Source organism: Pseudomonas fluorescens (genome assembly GCF_000967965.1).
GTDB lineage: Bacteria > Pseudomonadota > Gammaproteobacteria > Pseudomonadales > Pseudomonadaceae > Aquipseudomonas > Aquipseudomonas grandcourensis.
In genome coordinates this window covers 177,127-195,961 of the sequence record NZ_LACC01000013.1, presented here as the reverse complement: position 1 = coordinate 195,961, position 18,835 = coordinate 177,127, and the positions used below count along the sequence as shown (strand labels likewise).

Here is an 18,835-nt window from a genome sequence, read left to right as displayed (position 1 = left end):
CTTAACTGATCGGCATTACCCCGCAGGGTGCTTCTTTTTTATCCAACATCAGCAGATCACTGAGCCGCCTGATTCTCAGACAGGATCAACTTGCCTTCCTTATCCACCGGAATCTGGTTGCCTGGATCACGATCCATGCGCACCTTGCCTTCCTTGCCGTCCAGCGAATACCGCACGTCGTAACCTACAACCTTGTCACTGATGTCGTTAACGGTGTTACAGCGGGTCTGGGTCGTGGTGTAGGTGTCACGCTCTTGCATGCCTTCCTGCACCTTGTTGCCGGCGTAGCCACCACCGACAGCACCCGCGACCGTGGCGATCTTCTTACCGGTGCCGCCACCGATCTGGTTACCCAGCAAACCACCTGCCAATGCACCGACCACCGTACCGGCGATCTGATGTTGATCCTTCACCGGCGCCTGCCGGGTGACCGCTACATCCTTGCATACTTCACGTGGAGTCTTGATTTGTGTCTTGACCGGCTCAACAGCTAGAACCTGAGCAAACTCAGGACCGCTTTTTTTAACCAGGCTGTAGGTGGCCACAGCACCCCCGGCAGTCACACCGACAGCACCCAATACCGCACCAACCAGCATCGACTTGTTCACATGAACCTCCTGGACCATCACATGCGGAGCGTATCCGCGCTTCTCCCAGCCTTGGAGCACAAAAAAAGGCGCGAGTTCAACTCGCGCCTTTTTTGGATGACAGCCTATTAGGATTTTTCCCTCAAGGACGGTCGTCGACTTCCTTCTCGGTATTGACAGGAGGAATCAGGTCTTCCGTGCTCAGGTTCAGCCAGATCAGCACCACGTTCGCGATGTAGATCGACGAGTAAGTACCCGCCAGAACACCGATGAACAGGGCGATGGAGAAGCCGAACAGGTTGTCGCCGCCGAAGAACAGCAGGGCCGCGATCGCCAGCAAGGTGGAGATCGAAGTCGCCATGGTCCGCAGCAGGGTTTGCGTGGTCGAGATGTTGATGTTCTCGATCAGGCTGGCCTTGCGCAGTACACGGAAGTTCTCGCGAACCCGGTCGAATACCACGATGGTGTCATTGAGCGAGTAACCAATGATCGCCAGTACCGCCGCCAGCACCGTCAGGTCGAAGGTGATCTGGAAGAACGACAGGATACCGACGGTCACGATCACGTCGTGGATCAGGGAAACGATCGCACCGACCGCAAACTTCCACTGAAAGCGGAAAGCCAGGTAGATCAGGATGCCGCCCAGCGCCATCAGCATGCCGAGGCCGCCCTGGTCGCGCAGCTCTTCACCCACCTGCGGGCCGACGAACTCGACGCGCTTGACCGTCACCGGGTTCTCGCCGCCAACCTTCTGCAAGGCCTCGGCTACCTGATGACCCAGTTGCGGGTCTTCGCCAGGCATACGCACCAGCAGATCGGTGGTCGCACCGAAGTTCTGCACGATGGCTTCGTGATAACCCGCGGTCACCAGTTGCTCACGCACCTTGGTGACATCGGCCGGACGCTCGTAGGTCAGCTCGATGAGCGTACCACCGGTGAAGTCCAGGCCCCAGTTCATGCCCTTATGGAAGACACTGAATATTGCCAGCGCAGTAAGGAACAATGTGACGCCGAACGCAAAGTTGCGAACGCCCATGAAGTTGATTGTACGTAACATGGCAGCCCCTTAAATCCACAACTTCTTGAAGTCACGACCGCCGAAGATCAGGTTGACCATCGCGCGGGTCACCATGATGGCCGTGAACATCGAGGTAAAGATCCCGAGGGACATGGTCACTGCGAAGCCCTTGACCGGGCCGGTGCCCATGGCAAAGAGGATGCCGCCGACCAGCAAGGTGGTCAGGTTGGCGTCGAGAATCGCGGTGAATGCCCGGCCGAAGCCTTCGTTGATTGCGCGCTGCACGGTCATGCCGGCAGCGATCTCTTCACGAATCCGCGAGAAGATCAGCACGTTGGCGTCGACCGCCATGCCCATGGTCAACACGATACCGGCGATACCCGGCAGGGTCAGCGTTGCACCCAGCAGCGACATCAGGGCCAGCAGCATCACCATGTTCACCGTCAGCGCGACGGTGGCGATGAGGCCGAAGAAGCGGTAGATGGCCATGATGAACAGCGAGACGAACAGCATGCCCCACAACGACGCATCGATACCCTTGGTGATGTTGTCGGCACCCAGGCTTGGGCCGATGGTGCGTTCTTCAGCGAAGTACATCGGTGCAGCCAGACCACCGGCACGCAGCAGCAGCGCCAGTTCGGACGACTCGCCCTGACCGTTCAGGCCAGTGATGCGGAATTGAGCACCCAGTGGCGACTGAATGGTCGCCAGGCTGATGATCTTCTTCTCTTCCTTGAAGCTCTGGACCGGCACGTCTTTCTCGACGCCGTTGACCATCTGCTTGGTGTAAGTGGTAACCGGACGCTGCTCGATGAAGATCACCGCCATGCTGCGACCGACGTTCGAACGGGTCGCACGGCTCATCAGCTCGCCGCCGTGACCGTCCAGACGGATGTTCACTTCCGGGGTGCCGTGCTCGCCGAAGCCAGCCTTGGCGTCGGTTACCTGGTCACCGGTGATGATCAGGCCACGCTCGATCAGCGCAGGAGGACGCTTGCCCTCACGGAACTCGAAGGATTCGGAAGTGGCTTTCGAAGCACCCGGCTCAGCAGCCAGACGGAACTCCAGGTTAGCCGTCTTGCCGAGGATACGCTTGGCTTCGGCGGTGTCCTGCACGCCCGGCAGCTCAACCACGATGCGGTTGGCGCCCTGGCGCTGGACGATCGGTTCGGCAACACCCAGCTCGTTGACGCGGTTACGTACCGTGGTCAAGTTCTGCTTGATGGAGTATTCACGGATTTCCGCCAGCTTGGCCGGGGTCATCGCCAGACGCAGCACCGGTTGACCATTGAGGTCGGCCGGAACAATGTCGAAATCGTTGAAGTTCTTGCGGATGATCGAGCGAGCCTGTTCGCGGCTGTCTTCATCAGCGAAGCCCAGCTGAATGGCACCGCCCACTTGCGGCAGGCTGCGATAGCGCAGCTTCTCTTTACGCAGCAGGCTCTTGACGTCGCCTTCGTAGACTTTCAGGCGCGCGTCGAGGGCTTTGTCCATGTCCACTTCCAGCAGGAAGTGCACACCACCGGACAAGTCCAGACCCAGCTTCATCGGGTGCGCAGCGAGGTTGCGCAGCCATTGCGGGGTGGTTTGTGCCAGGTTCAATGCAACGACGTAGTCATCACCCAACGCCTTGCGTACAACGTCCTTGGCCGGCAGCTGGTCTTCAGCCTTGGTCAGACGAATCAGACCGCCCTTGCCGTTGGCAGCCAGGGTGGCAGCCTTGACGTTGATCCCGGACTCTCTGAGCGCCGTGCTTACACGGTCCAGATCAGCCTGATTGACCAGCAACGCAGTGCTTGCACCGCTGACCTGAATGGCCGGGTCATCAGGATAAAGATTGGGAGCGGAATAAATCAGACCGACCGCCAGCACCGCCAGGATCAGAATGTATTTCCACAGAGGATATTTGTTCAGCATCACGCCGCCCGTTTATGACGCGGGGCGCCTTGCGCGCCCCGTCGATTGAATATGAAGTTGAAACTTAGATCGCTTTGAGCGTGCCTTTTGGCAGCGTGGCAGCGATGGCGCCTTTCTGGAATTTCATTTCGACGGTGTCGGAAACTTCCAGAACAACGAAATCGTCTGCAACTTTAGTGATCTTGCCGGCGATGCCGCCGGTGGTCACAACTTCGTCGCCTTTCTGCAGGCTGCTCAGCAGATTCTTCTGCTCTTTGGCGCGTTTGGCCTGTGGACGCCAGATCATCAGGTAGAAGATGACCAGGAAACCGACCAGGAAAATCCACTCGAAACCGCCGCCCATTGGGCCGGCAGCAGCAGGTGCAGCGGCGTCAGCCATGGCATTAGAGATAAAAAAGCTCATTTAGCACTCCAGTTGCAAATGTTGAATCTTGGGGTCAGTAAACTCAGTCCAAAGGCGGAACAGGTAACCCGCGTTTGGCGTAGAAGGCATCGACAAAGGCGGCCAATGTACCCTGTTGAATAGCCTCGCGCAAACCAGCCATAAGCACTTGATAATGACGCAAGTTATGGATGGTATTGAGCATGCTCCCCAGCATTTCGCCGCACTTGTCCAGGTGATGCAGGTAAGCGCGGGAGAAGTTCTGGCAGGTATAGCAATCGCAGGCCGGATCGAGCGGCGAATCATCATGGCGATGGAACGCGTTTCGGATCTTCAGCACGCCGGTATCAATGAACAGATGCCCGTTGCGGGCATTACGGGTTGGCATCACGCAATCGAACATGTCCACACCGCGGCGCACACCCTCAACCAAGTCTTCCGGTTTGCCAACGCCCATAAGGTAACGAGGTTTGTCAGCCGGCATCATGCCCGGCAGATAATCCAGCACCTTGATCATCTCGTGCTTGGGCTCGCCCACCGACAGGCCGCCGATAGCCAGGCCGTCGAAGCCGATCTGGTCGAGGCCTTCCAGGGAGCGCATGCGCAGGTCCTGGTGCATGCCGCCCTGCACGATGCCGAACAGCGCCGCCGTATTCTCGCCATGGGCTTCTTTCGAACGCTTGGCCCAACGCAGGGACAATTCCATGGAAATACGGGCAACGTCTTCGTCGGCCGGGTACGGGGTGCATTCGTCGAAAATCATCACGATGTCCGAGCCCAGGTCACGCTGGACCTGCATCGACTCTTCCGGACCCATGAACACCTTGGCGCCGTCGACCGGGGAAGCGAAGGTCACGCCCTCCTCCTTGATCTTGCGCATGGCGCCCAGGCTGAACACCTGGAAACCGCCGGAGTCGGTCAGGATCGGGCCTTTCCACTGCATGAAATCGTGCAGGTCACCGTGCTTCTTGATCACTTCCGTGCCCGGGCGCAGCCACAGGTGGAAGGTGTTGCCCAGAATGATTTCAGCGCCAGTCGCCTCGATATCCCGTGGCAGCATGCCCTTGACCGTGCCGTAGGTGCCCACCGGCATGAAAGCCGGGGTCTCGACGGTACCGCGCGGGAAGGTCAAACGACCGCGACGAGCCTTGCCATCAGTGGCCAGCAGCTCGAAAGACATACGACAGGTGCGACTCATACTGTTTCCTCTGGGCCCGATTCTTTAGGGGCAGTCGGCGCAGGATTACGCGTGATGAACATCGCATCACCGTAGCTGAAAAAGCGGTAACCGTTGTCCACGGCAGCCTTGTAGGCGGCCATGGTTTCGGGATAACCGGCGAACGCCGAAACCAGCATCAACAGCGTGGATTCGGGCAAATGGAAGTTGGTGACCAGGGCATCGACCACATGAAACGGCCGGCCAGGGTAGATGAAAATGTCTGTATCGCCGCTGAACGGCTTGAGCACGCCATTGCGGGCGGCGCTTTCCAGGGACCGCACGCTGGTGGTCCCCACAGCCACCACGCGACCACCGCGAGCGCGGCAGGCAGCCACGGCATCGACCACGTCCTGGCCGACTTCCAGCCATTCGCTGTGCATGTGGTGGTCTTCGAGCTTCTCCACGCGCACCGGCTGGAACGTGCCGGCACCCACGTGCAGGGTCACGAACGCGGTCTCGACGCCCTTGGCGGCAATCGCCTCCATCAGCACCTGATCGAAATGCAGCCCCGCCGTCGGCGCCGCCACCGCGCCCAAACGCTCGGCGTAGACGGTCTGGTAACGCTCGCGGTCGGCGCTTTCATCCGGGCGGTCTATATAAGGAGGCAGCGGCATGTGCCCGACACGGTCGAGCAGCGGCAACACCTCCTCGGCGAACCCCAGCTCGAACAACGCATCGTGCCGCGCCAACATCTCGGCCTCGCCACCGCCGTCGATGAGGATCTTCGACCCAGGCTTGGGCGACTTGCTGGAACGCACATGGGCCAGCACGCGATGACTGTCGAGCACCCGCTCCACCAGGATTTCCAGCTTGCCGCCGGAAGCCTTCTGGCCAAACAGCCGCGCCGGAATCACCCGGGTATTGTTGAACACCATCAAGTCGCCGGGGCGCAAATGCTCCAGCAAATCAGTGAATTGACGGTGTGCCAGGGCGCCGCTGACCCCATCCAGGGTCAACAGGCGACTATTGCGCCGCTCGGCCAGCGGATGGCGGGCGATCAGCGAATCAGGGAGCTCGAAGGTAAAGTCAGCAACGCGCATGATGGGGTTCGTCTAGCAGGGCCGGGAAGTCTAGCGGAAATATCAAAAATTCTCCATGTACCTGATTGACCAGCGGTTATCTCATCTCTATACTTCGCCGCCATTGAGCCCTGATGGCGGAATTGGTAGACGCGGCGGATTCAAAATCCGTTTTCGAAAGGAGTGGGAGTTCGAGTCTCCCTCGGGGCACCAAAATTAAGAAAGGTCTTGCTTTGCAAGGCCTTTTTTTTCGTCTGCGATAAAGTGGCTGACACCCCACCGACCTGTAGGAGCCGGCTTGCTGGCGATGCTTTTGACCCTGCCCTTCCACACCACCCGCACCGCCGGAACATTTCACAAGGATTCCCCCCATGGAATTGTACCTGGAAACCGTCGCCCTCTTCTCCCTAAAACTGGCTTATGAATCGGAGGGTTCGAGCCCGATTTTGCGGGATGATCTGGTCATGGGTGACTACCAGCGGGATGTGTTTGAGTTGCTGGTGCGGCGGGGGGATGTTGAGGGGATTCAGTTGAAGGTGGATGAGTGTGTGGGGTTGGCGTTGGAGGCGGTTGGGGGTGTGGATAAGCCGTTGGGGCGGGAGTTGCGGAGGTTGGCGGGTGAATTTCCCGGGATTCAGACGATGGAGCAGCTTGATGCCCCGCTCATCGCGCTCAAGGATTATTTAAAAGATATTCAATGAGTGAAGGAGTCAGGTGTAAACCAGAGTGACCGTTGTGACCGTTGATTATTAGTCAACCCTTCTAGAAACTGCCGCGCAACACAACACAACACGTCAGTCAGGAAGAAGGTACTTTCCGCAAGTATCTGCCACCAAGGAACTCATGTAGCCCTGAAGAGCTTCGATCACTGTCTCAGGAGAATTAGCGGCTACGCGCCCAAAAGAGATACTGATAGCCATATCGACTTCTGGTCGTGCCCGAATTTTGTCCGAGATCAGTTGGAAGTCGGTGCTGCGCACAATCAAATATACTGCCTCTTCCAGGCAGATGAGTCGAGACCACAAAGCATCTACGGCAGGCATGCCATCGACTTTGGAAAGCGCTACGTATGCACGCTTATCTCCGCTGAGGAGCTCCGCCCCTTCAGCGCCATGCAAAGCGGCAAAAAGCGTAGCTTCGCCACTATCAATATCAGGGCGGTTAAGCAGCAGTAGCGGATTGGCCGCTTCCGCCGACACCTCCACTTCCGATGCCGAGGCGACGAGGTTTCGTGCGAGCGAAACAGCCTCTTCAGTACCTAACTTAGCGAGAGCCTTTTCGTCCTTTGTCAGTCTCAACTGAAATTTGAGCTGAGGCAGTACGGCGAAGTCGCTGATAGCGCAGTCGAGAGCGCCAGCGAGCTCATGTAATAAATGGTATTGGCAGATTTTTTTTGCCGCATCACTATCGAGCAAATACAATATATGGCTATCCTTTGATTCCCTGCATGGACAGTAAATGCTCGGTACTTTCTTCACTGATAGCTGCCAGTGCAGCATTCCTCATGAAACGGCCTTGCAGCAGACTAATCGCACTGACAGGCTGTTCGATAAAGTTTAGAGCTTGATTCGCCCTCATCCAGTCATCTCGCTCCTTTGCATAAGATAGGATGAGATGCCCATAATCGACTCCCGCTTCTCTGCCCAATCTAGAGGCCTCGGCTGCCAAGACAGCCGCAGATCCGACTAGGCGTGGCATATGTCCGATTATGTCCATACGGCAATTTCGAATCAGATTGAGTGAGAAAGCATCAGCCTCCCGCTCTTGGTCATCACGCCGGACCTGTGCACGCCCCTCCAGCCCCTCGCTGACATCTGCAATGTCTTCGTCAACTAAGACGTCATTGTCCTGGACGTGCCCACATACAATGTGCGCTAGCTCATGGGCTAGTACGAAAAGCTGCTTGGAATGTTGGGCATAATTAAAGCCCAGCAAAATAGCGGGACGACCATCAACCATCACCGCCATTCCGGTCATTCTTTTGGTGTTCCTCGGCATCTCCTTAAGGAACAACACTGGAATCCCATGCAACCAACAAAGGTCCAGCAAGCCTTCGAAATCTACAGTGGGTCGACCGCTCATCTCGCGGATTTTGGCATAGATGGCAGCAGGATCGGCCGGTAGCTGGATATATGGCACATTTGTGGCAAACACAGCCAAGCGCGCCAATGCTATGCCAAGGCTCGCAGCAACATTAAGCTCTTCTGCGTTGGTACCAGCCAAATGCTTGAAATTAGCATGAGCCGCCCGCGGATCAATCGCCAGATTACCGTCTTGTCCGAAATTCACATCTAGACCCAGCCGCTGTTTCAGTATCAGAGCGAATTGGAACGCTCCAGCGCTGGTTTTCAGAAGGCTATTGTCCCACCAATCAGGTAGGAGCCTCGTCACATAAGCGCGCGGATATCCGGCGGCTTGGAGGCTTTCGAAGGCGGATTTAACGGTTATTGGAGTCTTTGCGTCATGCATAAGGGACCTCCTCTAACGCTTTTTTCAATACCTATCTTCCCATGCTCAGCTGGCAATGAGCAATAAGGAGGCATGCAAGCTTGCAAGTCTGATTATGAAAGCCGTGCCAGGCGGAGGCAGGCCATTTCCTTAGATTCCCGTTGGATCGGAGATCAACAGCTTCAACATTTGCATCAATTTTTTACCTCTTCCGCACCAACCCAAAATGAGTTTAGTCAGCCTTTGGGATACGACTACAATTCCTTCGTCACGTCGGAAATCGGAAGCCTCCTTGGCTATTTTCCGGCATGATTGCCGCTTCCTTGAGAACTGACTATGCGCGAAGCTGAAATCAAAATCGCCCTTACACACCACTTGGCAACCGGAATGGCAAGCGACGCATACCACTTCCTGGAAGAGGTCGAGCTAAACGGTGGTGAGATCCGCGCAGACCTAGTGCAGGTAACGGACATGCACTGCTACGAAATCAAAAGCGCGACCGACTCGCTCAAACGACTCGTAGGTCAAGGCTCGCGTTATGCACGAGCATTTGATCAGGTCACGCTCGTAACCGCCGAATGCCACCTGAAGAAAGCGATGCCTATGCTGCCCCCATGGTGGGGAGTGATGGTGGTGCCAAACGAGGCTGGTAAGGCATTTAAGCAGGTACGAAAGGCAAAGCTCAATAAACGTCATGAGCCCAATGTGCTAGCCACACTATTGAAACGTGCAGAAGCTCTGTTGATCTTGGAAGAACTGGGAATCACACGAGGTTTCAAGAGCAAAAGCCTCTACGTAATCCAAGCTAAAATAGCCGAACTTCTCCTTTTGGATGAGTTGAAGGAGAAAGTTCGGCAGTGCCTGATCGAACGAGCTAAATCCTCACTTAATACTGCTCTTTGATAACGTAAGCAATGTGGTGGCTCCAGCTTTCGGTAATATGATAATGACCGCAGCGCTTCTTCTTAATTGGGAAGTGAGGGTCTGCCCGCTCAGAAAGGATTAGATCACCAAACGAATACGTCGCCCCCTTAAAGTCACTCGAATAGTTATTAACAAGGATTTCAGAGATAGCAATGGAGTCACTCGTCGTTTTGCCGTCAGCTCGTAAAATCAACCAATTGCTATCTCGAGTGTAGCGAATCGCGATGCGATTGCTACGTAGTTCCAATGTTTCCTCTGTCCACTCAGGCGAGAGTGTCCCATAGTCGCCAAATCCAATCGTCAAATCTGGCACAATCGCATTTACATCGTTCCAGAACGCCCAATCCGATCGTTTAAAGTTCGCACTACCAGTTTTCACCGAAGCCAGGCTTGCCGGGTATGCCCCTGAGATGAGGTGCATCGTTTGGTAGCCGATGGCTGCTAGCGTGCGTAGGTCCTGCCCGAAGCTAACGACCTGTGCAGCTGTCCAATCTTTCGGGCTAACCCCAAGATCGACAATCAGGGTGGAACTGATGCCTGCAGCCTTAAGTGTGGCAAAAGCACCTTGGGCGAGGATTAACTTATCATGCGGTACTGCGAGCGACCCAACACGCAGGCGGATAGCCACTGAAGGCAACGTGGCAGCCAGCGTCAAAAATTTTGGCCCCATCGCGGCGACATGCGCTGGACCTAATACTGGGGAGGCAGGAATCTTGTGCTGAACAGCATGCTGGAGAAAATCTAACAGCTCGTTCTGTCGAGTAAGTGTCAGAAGACCGCTGGGGTTTGCGTAATCGACTAGCACATCTTGCGACCAGACTGTCTTTAACTTGCTTAGCATGGAGAGGTGCTGCTTGGACGTGCGGACTTCAATGCAGGGCTGCATGCGAGCTACGACTGCGGCATCAATTTTCTCAAGAGCTCTTTGCTCCCATGATTGCCACTTAATAACCGGTATATACCGCGGATGGTTCGGGAACTTGGCCATGCCGACTCCTTGGCGCTGTTTGGGTAACGATGTATAGCACTTCGCCAGCAATATCGCACGAAAACAGATTCAATATGTTTATCGCGAACAGGATGTAAGTTAAGACGTACCGTCTCTCTGTGCCACCTATGAAACCATCCCCCCTGAGAGCGCAAAGATCCCCCCACAATAAAACAAAAATATATTCAATAAATTCAAAATGTTAGCGCGGACAGCAAAATTCGTAACACTACTTTTCAGCAACATTCAACTTGCTCCACTGAGGAGCAGCCTCCAAGGGTTGCAGCAAAACGATCTGCACGATACCCTCCCACCGTCGCTGCCAATTCAGCGGCCGGGTGTGGTAACCCGAGTTATTCAAGGCGCTACAGCGCCCCCAATCACGTCATCAGGCGCTTTTTTTATGCCTGCGGCGTGAGTTATGGCGGCTGTGCGTGGGACGCCCTCGGGCGTGCCGGTTTCCTTGATTCCCGGTTTACCACCCTGCGCACAGCTGTCACCCATTCGTGTGGTAACGAACGTGGCAGCTCCTCATATCAAGGAGTTGGATAATGCGCAGCATCAATCCGTTTGAAATTTGGCTTTCCCCTCTACGCAATTCCCAATCGCGTAACACCCTCCCCCATTGCCTCTCCATCCTCGGAGGTGGCCAATGACTGAACAATCCGAACTCAAAACCATCGGCCTGACGCCCGTGATCTATTGCGCGGATCAAGCGCTGTTTCATGTCACTCGCGGCGTTCCTCTTGGCGATGCGTTGTCCATGGCCTCCGACTTTCTGTTCCTGGCTAAAACGCTCACCGAAGATGCCGCTTATGCCACAGACACTGACCGTCACGCTTGGGCTGCGCATTATCTGACTTCGATGAGCAAGGCGTTGGTGGATGATGCGGTGAAGGTGCTGACGCGGGATCGGACTTGTGCGCCGGTAGCCAAGCGGGCGGGGGCGACGGCTGAGGGTTAGTGTTTGAGGCCTGTGGGGTGTGGGTGGTTTGTGATGGTGGTGGTTGATTCGGCATTTATGTTGTTTGGGCTGGCGCTATCGCGAGCAAGCTCGCTCCCACAGGGATTGCGGTGAGCTGACAGGCATTATTTGGCCTGAGTCGGTGACTGGGTTGTGATTGCGGTGCATCTTCAGCATTGATGGTGGCTGGGCTGGCGCTTTCGCGGGCAGGCTCGCTCCTACATGGATTGCGGTGGGCTGACGGGCATTGTTTGGCCCGAGTGGTGAGTGGTTTGTGATTGCAGTGCATCTTCAGCATTGATGGTGGCTGGGCTGGCGCTATCGCGAGCAGGCTCGCTCCTACAGGGGTTTTGTGTGTTTAGTGGTATTTGGAATTAGCCCCGTTGGTTTCGTAAGGAAAGCTTCGGAGGGGCTGGCTTAGGCAACTTCAATGTTCCATAAACAAGAAGGCCCGAACGTAATGCCGGACTGAGCCAGCACCAGAGGATCGGGCGCGATTGGGATAAATGCTGTCGTAGCCTAATGGCAATGTCAACGTCGCCAGCAGGAACGGGTTGCTTCGGTTTTTCCAACCTCCGAGTCCTTCAAGTGGGCTTGATCACCACCTTCTCCACAGGCAATCCGCTGTGCATAACTCCAGCAACCTCCCCTCCGGCACGGCGCCTGATGCCGCATTCTTCTAGACTCAATACAAGGTCGTAGACAGAACCAAACACGTCGCTCTGGTGCGGCCGAATCAAGGGCCGCGTGGCAATCTGGCTTTTATGCCCCTACTGAGGCGCGGCGAAGACCGTGCCGGGCGCAACAAGATGCCCGCTCAGGGTGCCCTGGCCGACGGTCTGTAGATACCACGATACCGTGACGTGGTGTGAATGCCGCAGCCGACACTTTCGGACAACCGACGACCGCCTGGTTTGTCCGTGACCGTGAGGATTGCTGAATGCCTGATGAGATGTTGCACCTGCCTGTGGTCAACAGTCTGCTGGAGCGCCATAAGGGCACCCCGGGTGCGCTGTTGCCCATTCTTCATGATATTCAGGAGCGCATCGGTTACATCCCCGATGTCGCCGTTCCCGAGATTGCCCATGCCCTCAACCTGAGCCAGGCCGAGGTTCGCGGGGTGATCAGTTTTTACCATGACTTCCGTACCGCGCCGCCTGCGCGGCATATCCTGCGGCTGTGCCGGGCCGAGTCGTGCCAGAGCCGTGGCGCGGAGCAGCTTGCCGCGCAGTTGCGCGAGCGTCTGCAACTGGACGATCACGGTAGCAGTGCTGATGGCAGCATCAGTTTGCGTCCGGTGTATTGCCTTGGAGCCTGCGCCTGTTCGCCTGCCCTGGAACTGGATGGCCGGGTGCATGCGCGGCTCAGTGCCGAGCGTCTGGATGCGTTGCTCGACGCTTGCCGGGAGGACGCGTGATGCCGACTCTTTATCTGCCTTGTGATTCCCTTGCCCGTGCCGTGGGTGCCGATGAGGTGGCGGTGGCCCTGATCACTCAGGCGCGGGAACGCAATCTGCCGCTGGAGATGCAGCGCACAAGTTCGCGCGGCCTGTATTGGCTGGAGCCGTTGCTGGAGGTGGACAGCCCGCAAGGCCGGATCGGTTTCGGCCCGCTGACGGCGGCCGATGTGCCGTCGGTGCTTGATGCACTGCAAGGCGTGCCGTCCGCTCATCCGCTGGCCTTGGGACTGGTGGAAGAATTGCCTTATCTCAAGTCTCAACAACGCCTGTTGTTCGCCCGTGCCGGCATTACCCGGCCGCTGTCCCTGGAGGATTACCGGGCCCACGGCGGTTTCGAGGGTTTGACCCAGGCCATCGCCATTGGCGGCGAGCAGACCGCGACGGCGGTATTCGATTCAGGCCTGCGTGGCCGTGGCGGCGCGGCTTTCCCGGCCGGGATCAAGTGGCGCACGGTGCGCGGCACTCAAGCGGCGCAGAAGTACATTGTGTGCAACGCCGACGAAGGCGACTCCGGCACCTTTGCCGATCGCATGTTGATGGAAGGCGACCCCTTCCTGCTGATCGAAGGCATGGCGATTGCCGGCATTACCGTCGGCGCCACTTTCGGCTACATCTATGTGCGCTCGGAATATCCGGATGCCGTGGCCACGCTGCGTGCAGCGCTGAACATCGCCCGAGAAGCCGGTTACCTGGGCGCCGATGTCGGCGGCAGTGGCCAGGCCTTCGATATGGAAGTACGCGTGGGGGCCGGGGCTTACATCTGCGGTGAAGAAACCGCGCTGCTGGACTCACTCGAAGGCAAACGCGGGATCGTCCGCGCCAAGCCGCCGATTCCGGCGTTGCAGGGCCTGTTCGGTCTACCGACATTGGTGCACAACGTGCTGACCCTGGCCTCGGTGCCGCTGATTCTGGCCAAGGGTGCGCAGTTCTATCGCGATTACGGCATGGGCCGCTCCCTGGGCACTATGCCGTTTCAACTGGCGGGCAATATTCGTCACGGCGGGCTGGTGGAACGTGCCTTTGGCCTGACCCTGCGGGAGCTGGTGGAAGACTACGGCGGCGGGACCGCCAGTGGCCGGCCGTTGAAGGCGGCACAGGTGGGCGGCCCGCTCGGCGCCTGGGTGCCACCTGCGCAATTCGACACGCCGCTGGATTACGAAGCCTTTATGGCCATCGGCGCGATGCTCGGTCACGGTGGTGTGGTGGTGGCTGACGACACCCTGGACATGGCCCGCATGGCGCGCTTCGCCATGCAGTTCTGTGCCGAGGAATCCTGTGGCAAATGCACGCCGTGCCGCATCGGCTCGACCCGTGGTGTCGAGGTGATCGACCGTCTGCTGGCCGCGCCTGACCAGAACAGTCGCGATGAGCAGGTAATCATCCTCAAGGACCTGTGCGACACCCTGCAATACGGTTCGCTGTGCGCGTTGGGCGGCATGACGTCTTATCCCGTGACCAGCGCCCTCAAGCACTTCCCCGCTGACTTCGGTCTGCAAGCCTCGGAGGCCGAACAATGATCACTCTCTTCGACCCGAAAACAGACATTGACCTGGGTACTCCGGCCCGCGACAGCCAGGTGCAAGTCACCCTGAACATCGATGGCCGCAGCATCAGCGTGCCCGAAGGCACTTCGGTGATGCGCGCCGCCGCGCTGCTGGGCACCACCATTCCCAAACTCTGTGCCACCGACAGCCTGGAAGCCTTCGGCTCCTGCCGCATGTGCCTGGTAGAGATCGACGGCATGCGCGGTTATCCGGCGTCCTGCACCACGCCGGTCAGCGAAGGCATGAGCGTGCACACCCAGACGCCCAAGCTCGCGACGCTGCGGCGCAATGTCATGGAGCTGTACATCTCCGATCACCCGCTGGACTGCCTGACCTGCTCGGCCAACGGCAACTGCGAGTTGCAAACCGTGGCCGGTCAGGTCGGCCTGCGGGAAGTGCGTTACGGCTATGAAGGCGAGAACCATTTGGAGGACGTGAAAGACACCTCCAACCCCTATTTCGACTACGACCCGAGCAAGTGCATCGTCTGCAACCGCTGCGTGCGCGCCTGCGAAGAAACCCAGGGCACCTTCGCCCTGACCATTACCGGGCGTGGCTTCGAATCCCGGGTGGCCGCCGCTGGTGGCGAGAACTTCCTCGACTCCGAATGCGTGTCCTGCGGCGCCTGTGTGCAAGCCTGCCCCACCGCGACCCTGATGGAAAAAAGCGTGGTCGAACTGGGTCAGCCCGAACGCAGTGTGATCACCACCTGCGCCTATTGCGGCGTGGGCTGCTCGTTCCGCGCCGAGATGAAAGGCGACCAGTTGGTACGCATGGTTCCGGACAAGAACGGCCAGGCCAACCACGGCCACTCCTGCGTCAAAGGGCGCTTTGCCTGGGGCTATGCGACCCACCCGGATCGCATCACCAAGCCGATGATCCGCAAAAACATCAGCGACCCCTGGCAGGAAGTCAGCTGGGATGAAGCGGTGACCTACGCCGCCAGTGAATTCCGTCGGCTGCAGCAAAAATATGGTCGCGACTCCATCGGTGGCATCACTTCCAGCCGCTGCACCAACGAAGAAACCTACCTGGTGCAGAAACTGGTGCGCGCCGCCTTCGGCAACAACAACGTCGACACCTGTGCGCGGGTCTGCCACTCGCCCACCGGCTATGGCCTGAAACAAACCCTGGGCGAGTCCGCCGGCACCCAGAGTTTCGACTCGGTGATGCAGGCCGATGTGATCCTGGTGATGGGCGCCAACCCCAGCGATGCCCACCCGGTGTTTGCTTCCCAGCTCAAACGCCGCCTGCGTGAAGGCGCGCGGCTGATCGTCATCGACCCGCGTCGCATCGATCTGGTGGATACGGTGCATGCCCGCGCCGAGTATCACCTGGCCCTGCGCCCCGGTACCAACGTCGCCATGCTCAACGCACTGGCCCACGTCATCGTGACTGAAGGACTGCTCAAACAAGACTTTATCGACGCCCGTTGTGAGCCTGGCGATTTCGCCCAGTGGAGCGAGTTCGTCAGCCGTGCGGATAACTCGCCGGAAGCCCTTGGCCCAATCTGCGGTGTACCCGCTGCCGACATCCGTGCCGCTGCGCGCCTGTATGCCACCGGTGGCAATGCGGCGATCTACTACGGTTTGGGCGTCACCGAGCACAGCCAGGGCAGTACTTCGGTGATGGGCATCGCCAACCTGGCCATGGCCACCGGCAACATCGGCCGCGAAGGCGTGGGCGTGAACCCGCTGCGCGGGCAGAACAACGTCCAGGGCTCCTGCGACATGGGTTCCTTCCCCCATGAGCTGCCCGGCTACCGGCACGTCTCCAACGAGGTGGTACGAGCGCAGTTCGAACAGGCCTGGAACGTCACCCTGCAACCCGACCCGGGCCTGCGTATCCCCAACATGTTCGAGGCAGCCTTGGGCGGCAGCTTCAAGGGCCTGTATTGCCAGGGCGAAGACATCGCCCAGAGCGACCCCAATACCCAGCACGTCACCGCGGCTCTGTCGGCCATGGAATGCATAGTGGTGCAGGACATTTTCCTCAACGAAACCGCCAAGTTCGCCCACGTGTTCCTGCCGGGCTGCTCGTTCCTGGAAAAAGACGGCACCTTCACCAACGCCGAGCGACGCATCTCCCGGGTGCGCAAGGTCATGGATCCGCTGGGCGGCAAGGCCGACTGGGAAGGCACGGTGGCCCTGGCCAATGCCCTCGGTTACCCGATGAACTACAAACATCCGTCAGAAATCATGGATGAAATCGCCAGCCTCACGCCGACCTTCACCAACGTCAGCTACGCGGAACTGGAGCGCCACGGCAGCCTGCAATGGCCGTGCAACGCCGAGGCACCGGACGGCACGCCGACCATGCACATCGAAGAGTTTGTGCGCGGCAAGGGGCGCTTCATGCTCACCGGCTACGTGCCTACCGAGGAGAAGGTCAACAGTCGCTATCCGCTGCTGCTGACCACCGGGCGCATCCTCAGCCAGTACAACGTCGGCGCCCAGACCCGGCGCACCGACAACGTCGCCTGGCACGACGAAGATCGTCTGGAAATCCACCCGACCGACGCCGAGAGCCGTGGCATCAACGAAGGTGACTGGGTCGGCATCGGCAGCCGCGCCGGGCAGACCGTGCTGCGTGCGCGGATCACCGAGCGGGTCGCCCCGGGCGTGGTGTACACCACTTTCCACTTCCCGGAATCGGGCGCCAACGTCATCACCACCGACAACTCCGACTGGGCCACCAACTGTCCGGAGTACAAGGTCACCGCCGTGGAAGTCAGCCGGGTTTATCACCCTTCGGAGTGGCAGAAGCGCTTCCAGGAATTCAGTGATGAACAGCATCGTCTGCTGAAGGAACGTCGGCACCCCGAGAAAGCCGAGGTGCGCAAATGAGTACTGACAACCTGATCAAGATGGCCAACCAGATCGCCCAGTACTTCGCCAGCCAGCCGGACCAGCAACAGGCGGTGCTCAGCGTGCGCAATCATATGCAGATGTACTGGGCGCCGAGCATGCGCAAGGAATTGCTGGCCTGGCAGACGGAACACCAGGGGGCGGACTTGCACCCGCTGGTGCAGGCGGCGGTGACCGGGGCGGGTTGGGAGGCTTAGCCTGCTGGCTGAAAAAAACTGTGGCGAGGGAGCTTGCTCCCGCTGGACTGCGCAGCAGTCCCATTTTAGGGCCGCTTCGCGCCCCAGCGGGAGCAAGCTCCCTCGCCACAGATACAGTGTTCGTCCTTAAGTGAACAGCATTAGGCTCCCACAGGGGGTTGTGTCAGGGGGTTGTGTTGTGTGGACAGGCCACAGGCGCTCATTTGCGGCACTAAGCGTATCCTGTTCACGACTGCCTCCCCTGAGCCCCGGAACCACAATGACCAAAAGCATTCTCTACGCCCTGGGCGCTGCTGCCCTGTTCGGCGCCAGCACGCCCTTGGCCAAGTGGCTAGGCTTGAACGTGTCCCCCATCCTCCTCGCCGGCCTGCTTTACCTGGGTAGCGGCGTCGGGCTGACGCTAACCCGCCTGATCCGTGATCGTGGCTGGCAGCCGACAGGCCTGACAGCCCCTGAATGGCCGTGGTTCATCGGGGCCATTGTGTTCGGTGGCGTACTGGGTCCGGTTTCATTGATGTTTGGACTCACCCTCACCTCTGGCACCACCGCATCACTGTTGCTGAACCTGGAAGCCGTGTTGACCGCACTGATGGCGTGGGTGGTCTTCAGGGAGAACGCTGACAGGCGCATTGTCGCGGGGATGGTGGCCATTGTTGCCGGTGGCGTGTTGTTGGCGTGGCCTCGCACTTCGGCAGAGGCTCATGGCTGGTTGGGGCCTGTTGCGGTGGCGGTGGCGTGTTTTTGTTGGGCCATCGATAACAACCTCACCCGCAAGGTGTCTGCGTCGGATGCGTTGTTTATTGCTGGCACCAAAGGGCTGGTGGCAGGGGCCGTCAATTGCACGCTGGGGATCGCGCTGGGTATGCACCTGCCAGAGTGGTCGCTTCTTGGGCCAACCCTGCTGGTGGGCTTTTTGGGGTATGGCGTTAGTCTGGTGCTGTTCGTCCTGGCGTTGCGGGGGCTTGGTACGGCGCGGACCGGGGCGTACTTTTCCACGGCGCCGTTCCTGGGAGCCGCGATAGCGATCCTGTTTTTCGGTGAAGCCGTGACCTGGGTGTTTTGGATCGCTGCCGGCCTGATGGGGCTTGGCGTCTGGATTCATCTGACCGAGAGTCACTTACACGAGCATCAGCACGAACCGCAAATCCATGACCACAAGCACGTCCATGATGAGCATCATCAGCATGAACATGACTTTGAGTGGGATGGTGTACAACCGCACCGCCATGTTCACCAACACTCACCGATCGTCCACAGTCATCCGCACTTTCCCGACATCCATCACCGGCACTCGCATTGAGC

At 58.5% G+C, this 18,835-nt stretch carries 17 protein-coding genes and 1 tRNA gene; 9 read left to right on the top strand and 9 right to left on the bottom strand.

Annotation, left to right across the window (positions count from 1 at the left end; all coding sequences use genetic code 11):
- Positions 1 to 56: 56 nt before the first annotated feature.
- From VC35_RS12125 to queA, 6 genes are all read right to left on the bottom strand, one after another.
- A complete protein-coding gene (locus tag VC35_RS12125) occupies positions 57 to 608 on the bottom strand; it encodes a glycine zipper 2TM domain-containing protein (protein WP_046040280.1) in 552 nt (183 codons plus the stop codon).
- 121 nt (positions 609 to 729) lie between these two features.
- Positions 730 to 1,644 (bottom strand): protein translocase subunit SecF, encoded by a 915-nt coding sequence (gene secF, locus VC35_RS12120; RefSeq protein ID WP_046040279.1) that lies wholly within the window; start codon positions 1,642 to 1,644, stop codon positions 730 to 732.
- A 9-nt stretch (positions 1,645 to 1,653) separates the two neighbouring features.
- Positions 1,654 to 3,522 (bottom strand): protein translocase subunit SecD, encoded by a 1,869-nt coding sequence (gene secD, locus VC35_RS12115; protein ID WP_046040278.1) that lies wholly within the window; start codon positions 3,520 to 3,522, stop codon positions 1,654 to 1,656.
- A gap of 64 nt (positions 3,523 to 3,586) precedes the next feature.
- Positions 3,587 to 3,925 carry a preprotein translocase subunit YajC gene (yajC, locus tag VC35_RS12110; protein WP_007916913.1) on the bottom strand — a complete coding sequence of 113 codons (339 nt, stop codon included), beginning with the start codon at positions 3,923 to 3,925 and terminating at the stop codon, positions 3,587 to 3,589.
- A 43-nt stretch (positions 3,926 to 3,968) separates the two neighbouring features.
- Complete coding sequence (tgt, locus tag VC35_RS12105; RefSeq protein WP_185754770.1) at positions 3,969 to 5,084, bottom strand: tRNA guanosine(34) transglycosylase Tgt; 1,116 nt, start codon at positions 5,082 to 5,084, stop codon at positions 3,969 to 3,971.
- A 14-nt stretch (positions 5,085 to 5,098) separates the two neighbouring features.
- The gene (gene queA, locus VC35_RS12100; protein ID WP_046040276.1) at positions 5,099 to 6,163 is read right to left on the bottom strand and encodes a tRNA preQ1(34) S-adenosylmethionine ribosyltransferase-isomerase QueA; all 1,065 of its coding nucleotides are present in this window, start codon (positions 6,161 to 6,163) and stop codon (positions 5,099 to 5,101) included.
- 107 nt (positions 6,164 to 6,270) lie between these two features.
- Between queA and VC35_RS12095 the strand changes: the two genes are divergently transcribed.
- Both VC35_RS12095 and VC35_RS12090 read left to right on the top strand, forming a co-directional pair.
- Positions 6,271 to 6,355 (top strand) — tRNA-Leu (locus VC35_RS12095).
- Between the two features lie 158 nt (positions 6,356 to 6,513).
- On the top strand, positions 6,514 to 6,843 hold the full coding sequence (locus tag VC35_RS12090; protein WP_046040275.1) for a hypothetical protein: 330 nt from the start codon (positions 6,514 to 6,516) through the stop codon (positions 6,841 to 6,843).
- A 93-nt stretch (positions 6,844 to 6,936) separates the two neighbouring features.
- Here the strand turns inward: VC35_RS12090 and VC35_RS12085 are convergent, their stop codons facing one another.
- Positions 6,937 to 7,563 carry a hypothetical protein gene (locus tag VC35_RS12085; protein WP_046040273.1) on the bottom strand — a complete coding sequence of 209 codons (627 nt, stop codon included), beginning with the start codon at positions 7,561 to 7,563 and terminating at the stop codon, positions 6,937 to 6,939.
- Positions 7,564 to 7,570: 7 nt separating this feature from the next.
- Complete coding sequence (locus VC35_RS12080; protein WP_046040272.1) at positions 7,571 to 8,611, bottom strand: ImmA/IrrE family metallo-endopeptidase; 1,041 nt, start codon at positions 8,609 to 8,611, stop codon at positions 7,571 to 7,573.
- A gap of 315 nt (positions 8,612 to 8,926) precedes the next feature.
- Here VC35_RS12080 and VC35_RS12075 point away from each other — a divergent pair, with 315 nt between their 5' ends.
- Complete coding sequence (locus tag VC35_RS12075) at positions 8,927 to 9,493, top strand: sce7726 family protein (RefSeq protein ID WP_046040270.1); 567 nt, start codon at positions 8,927 to 8,929, stop codon at positions 9,491 to 9,493.
- Here VC35_RS12075 and VC35_RS12070 read toward each other — a convergent pair.
- A complete protein-coding gene (locus VC35_RS12070; protein WP_046040268.1) occupies positions 9,477 to 10,502 on the bottom strand; it encodes a beta family protein in 1,026 nt (341 codons plus the stop codon). The genes VC35_RS12075 and VC35_RS12070 overlap by 17 nt on opposite strands.
- Before the next feature lie 652 nt (positions 10,503 to 11,154).
- Between VC35_RS12070 and VC35_RS12065 the strand changes: the two genes are divergently transcribed.
- From VC35_RS12065 to VC35_RS12040, 6 genes are all read left to right on the top strand, one after another.
- A complete protein-coding gene (locus tag VC35_RS12065) occupies positions 11,155 to 11,466 on the top strand; it encodes a DUF3077 domain-containing protein (RefSeq protein WP_046040267.1) in 312 nt (103 codons plus the stop codon).
- Positions 11,467 to 12,406: 940 nt separating this feature from the next.
- Positions 12,407 to 12,883 (top strand): formate dehydrogenase subunit gamma, encoded by a 477-nt coding sequence (locus tag VC35_RS12060; RefSeq protein ID WP_046040265.1) that lies wholly within the window; start codon positions 12,407 to 12,409, stop codon positions 12,881 to 12,883.
- Complete coding sequence (locus VC35_RS12055; protein WP_046040263.1) at positions 12,883 to 14,442, top strand: formate dehydrogenase beta subunit; 1,560 nt, start codon at positions 12,883 to 12,885, stop codon at positions 14,440 to 14,442. The genes VC35_RS12060 and VC35_RS12055 overlap by 1 nt, the downstream gene beginning before the upstream one ends.
- On the top strand, positions 14,439 to 17,315 hold the full coding sequence (gene fdhF / locus VC35_RS12050; protein WP_046040261.1) for a formate dehydrogenase subunit alpha: 2,877 nt from the start codon (positions 14,439 to 14,441) through the stop codon (positions 17,313 to 17,315). The genes VC35_RS12055 and fdhF overlap by 4 nt, the downstream gene beginning before the upstream one ends.
- Complete coding sequence (locus VC35_RS12045) at positions 17,312 to 17,533, top strand: formate dehydrogenase subunit delta (RefSeq protein ID WP_046040259.1); 222 nt, start codon at positions 17,312 to 17,314, stop codon at positions 17,531 to 17,533. The genes fdhF and VC35_RS12045 overlap by 4 nt, the downstream gene beginning before the upstream one ends.
- 259 nt (positions 17,534 to 17,792) lie before the next feature.
- On the top strand, positions 17,793 to 18,833 hold the full coding sequence (locus VC35_RS12040) for a DMT family transporter (RefSeq protein ID WP_046040258.1): 1,041 nt from the start codon (positions 17,793 to 17,795) through the stop codon (positions 18,831 to 18,833).
- Positions 18,834 to 18,835: the final 2 nt, after the last annotated feature.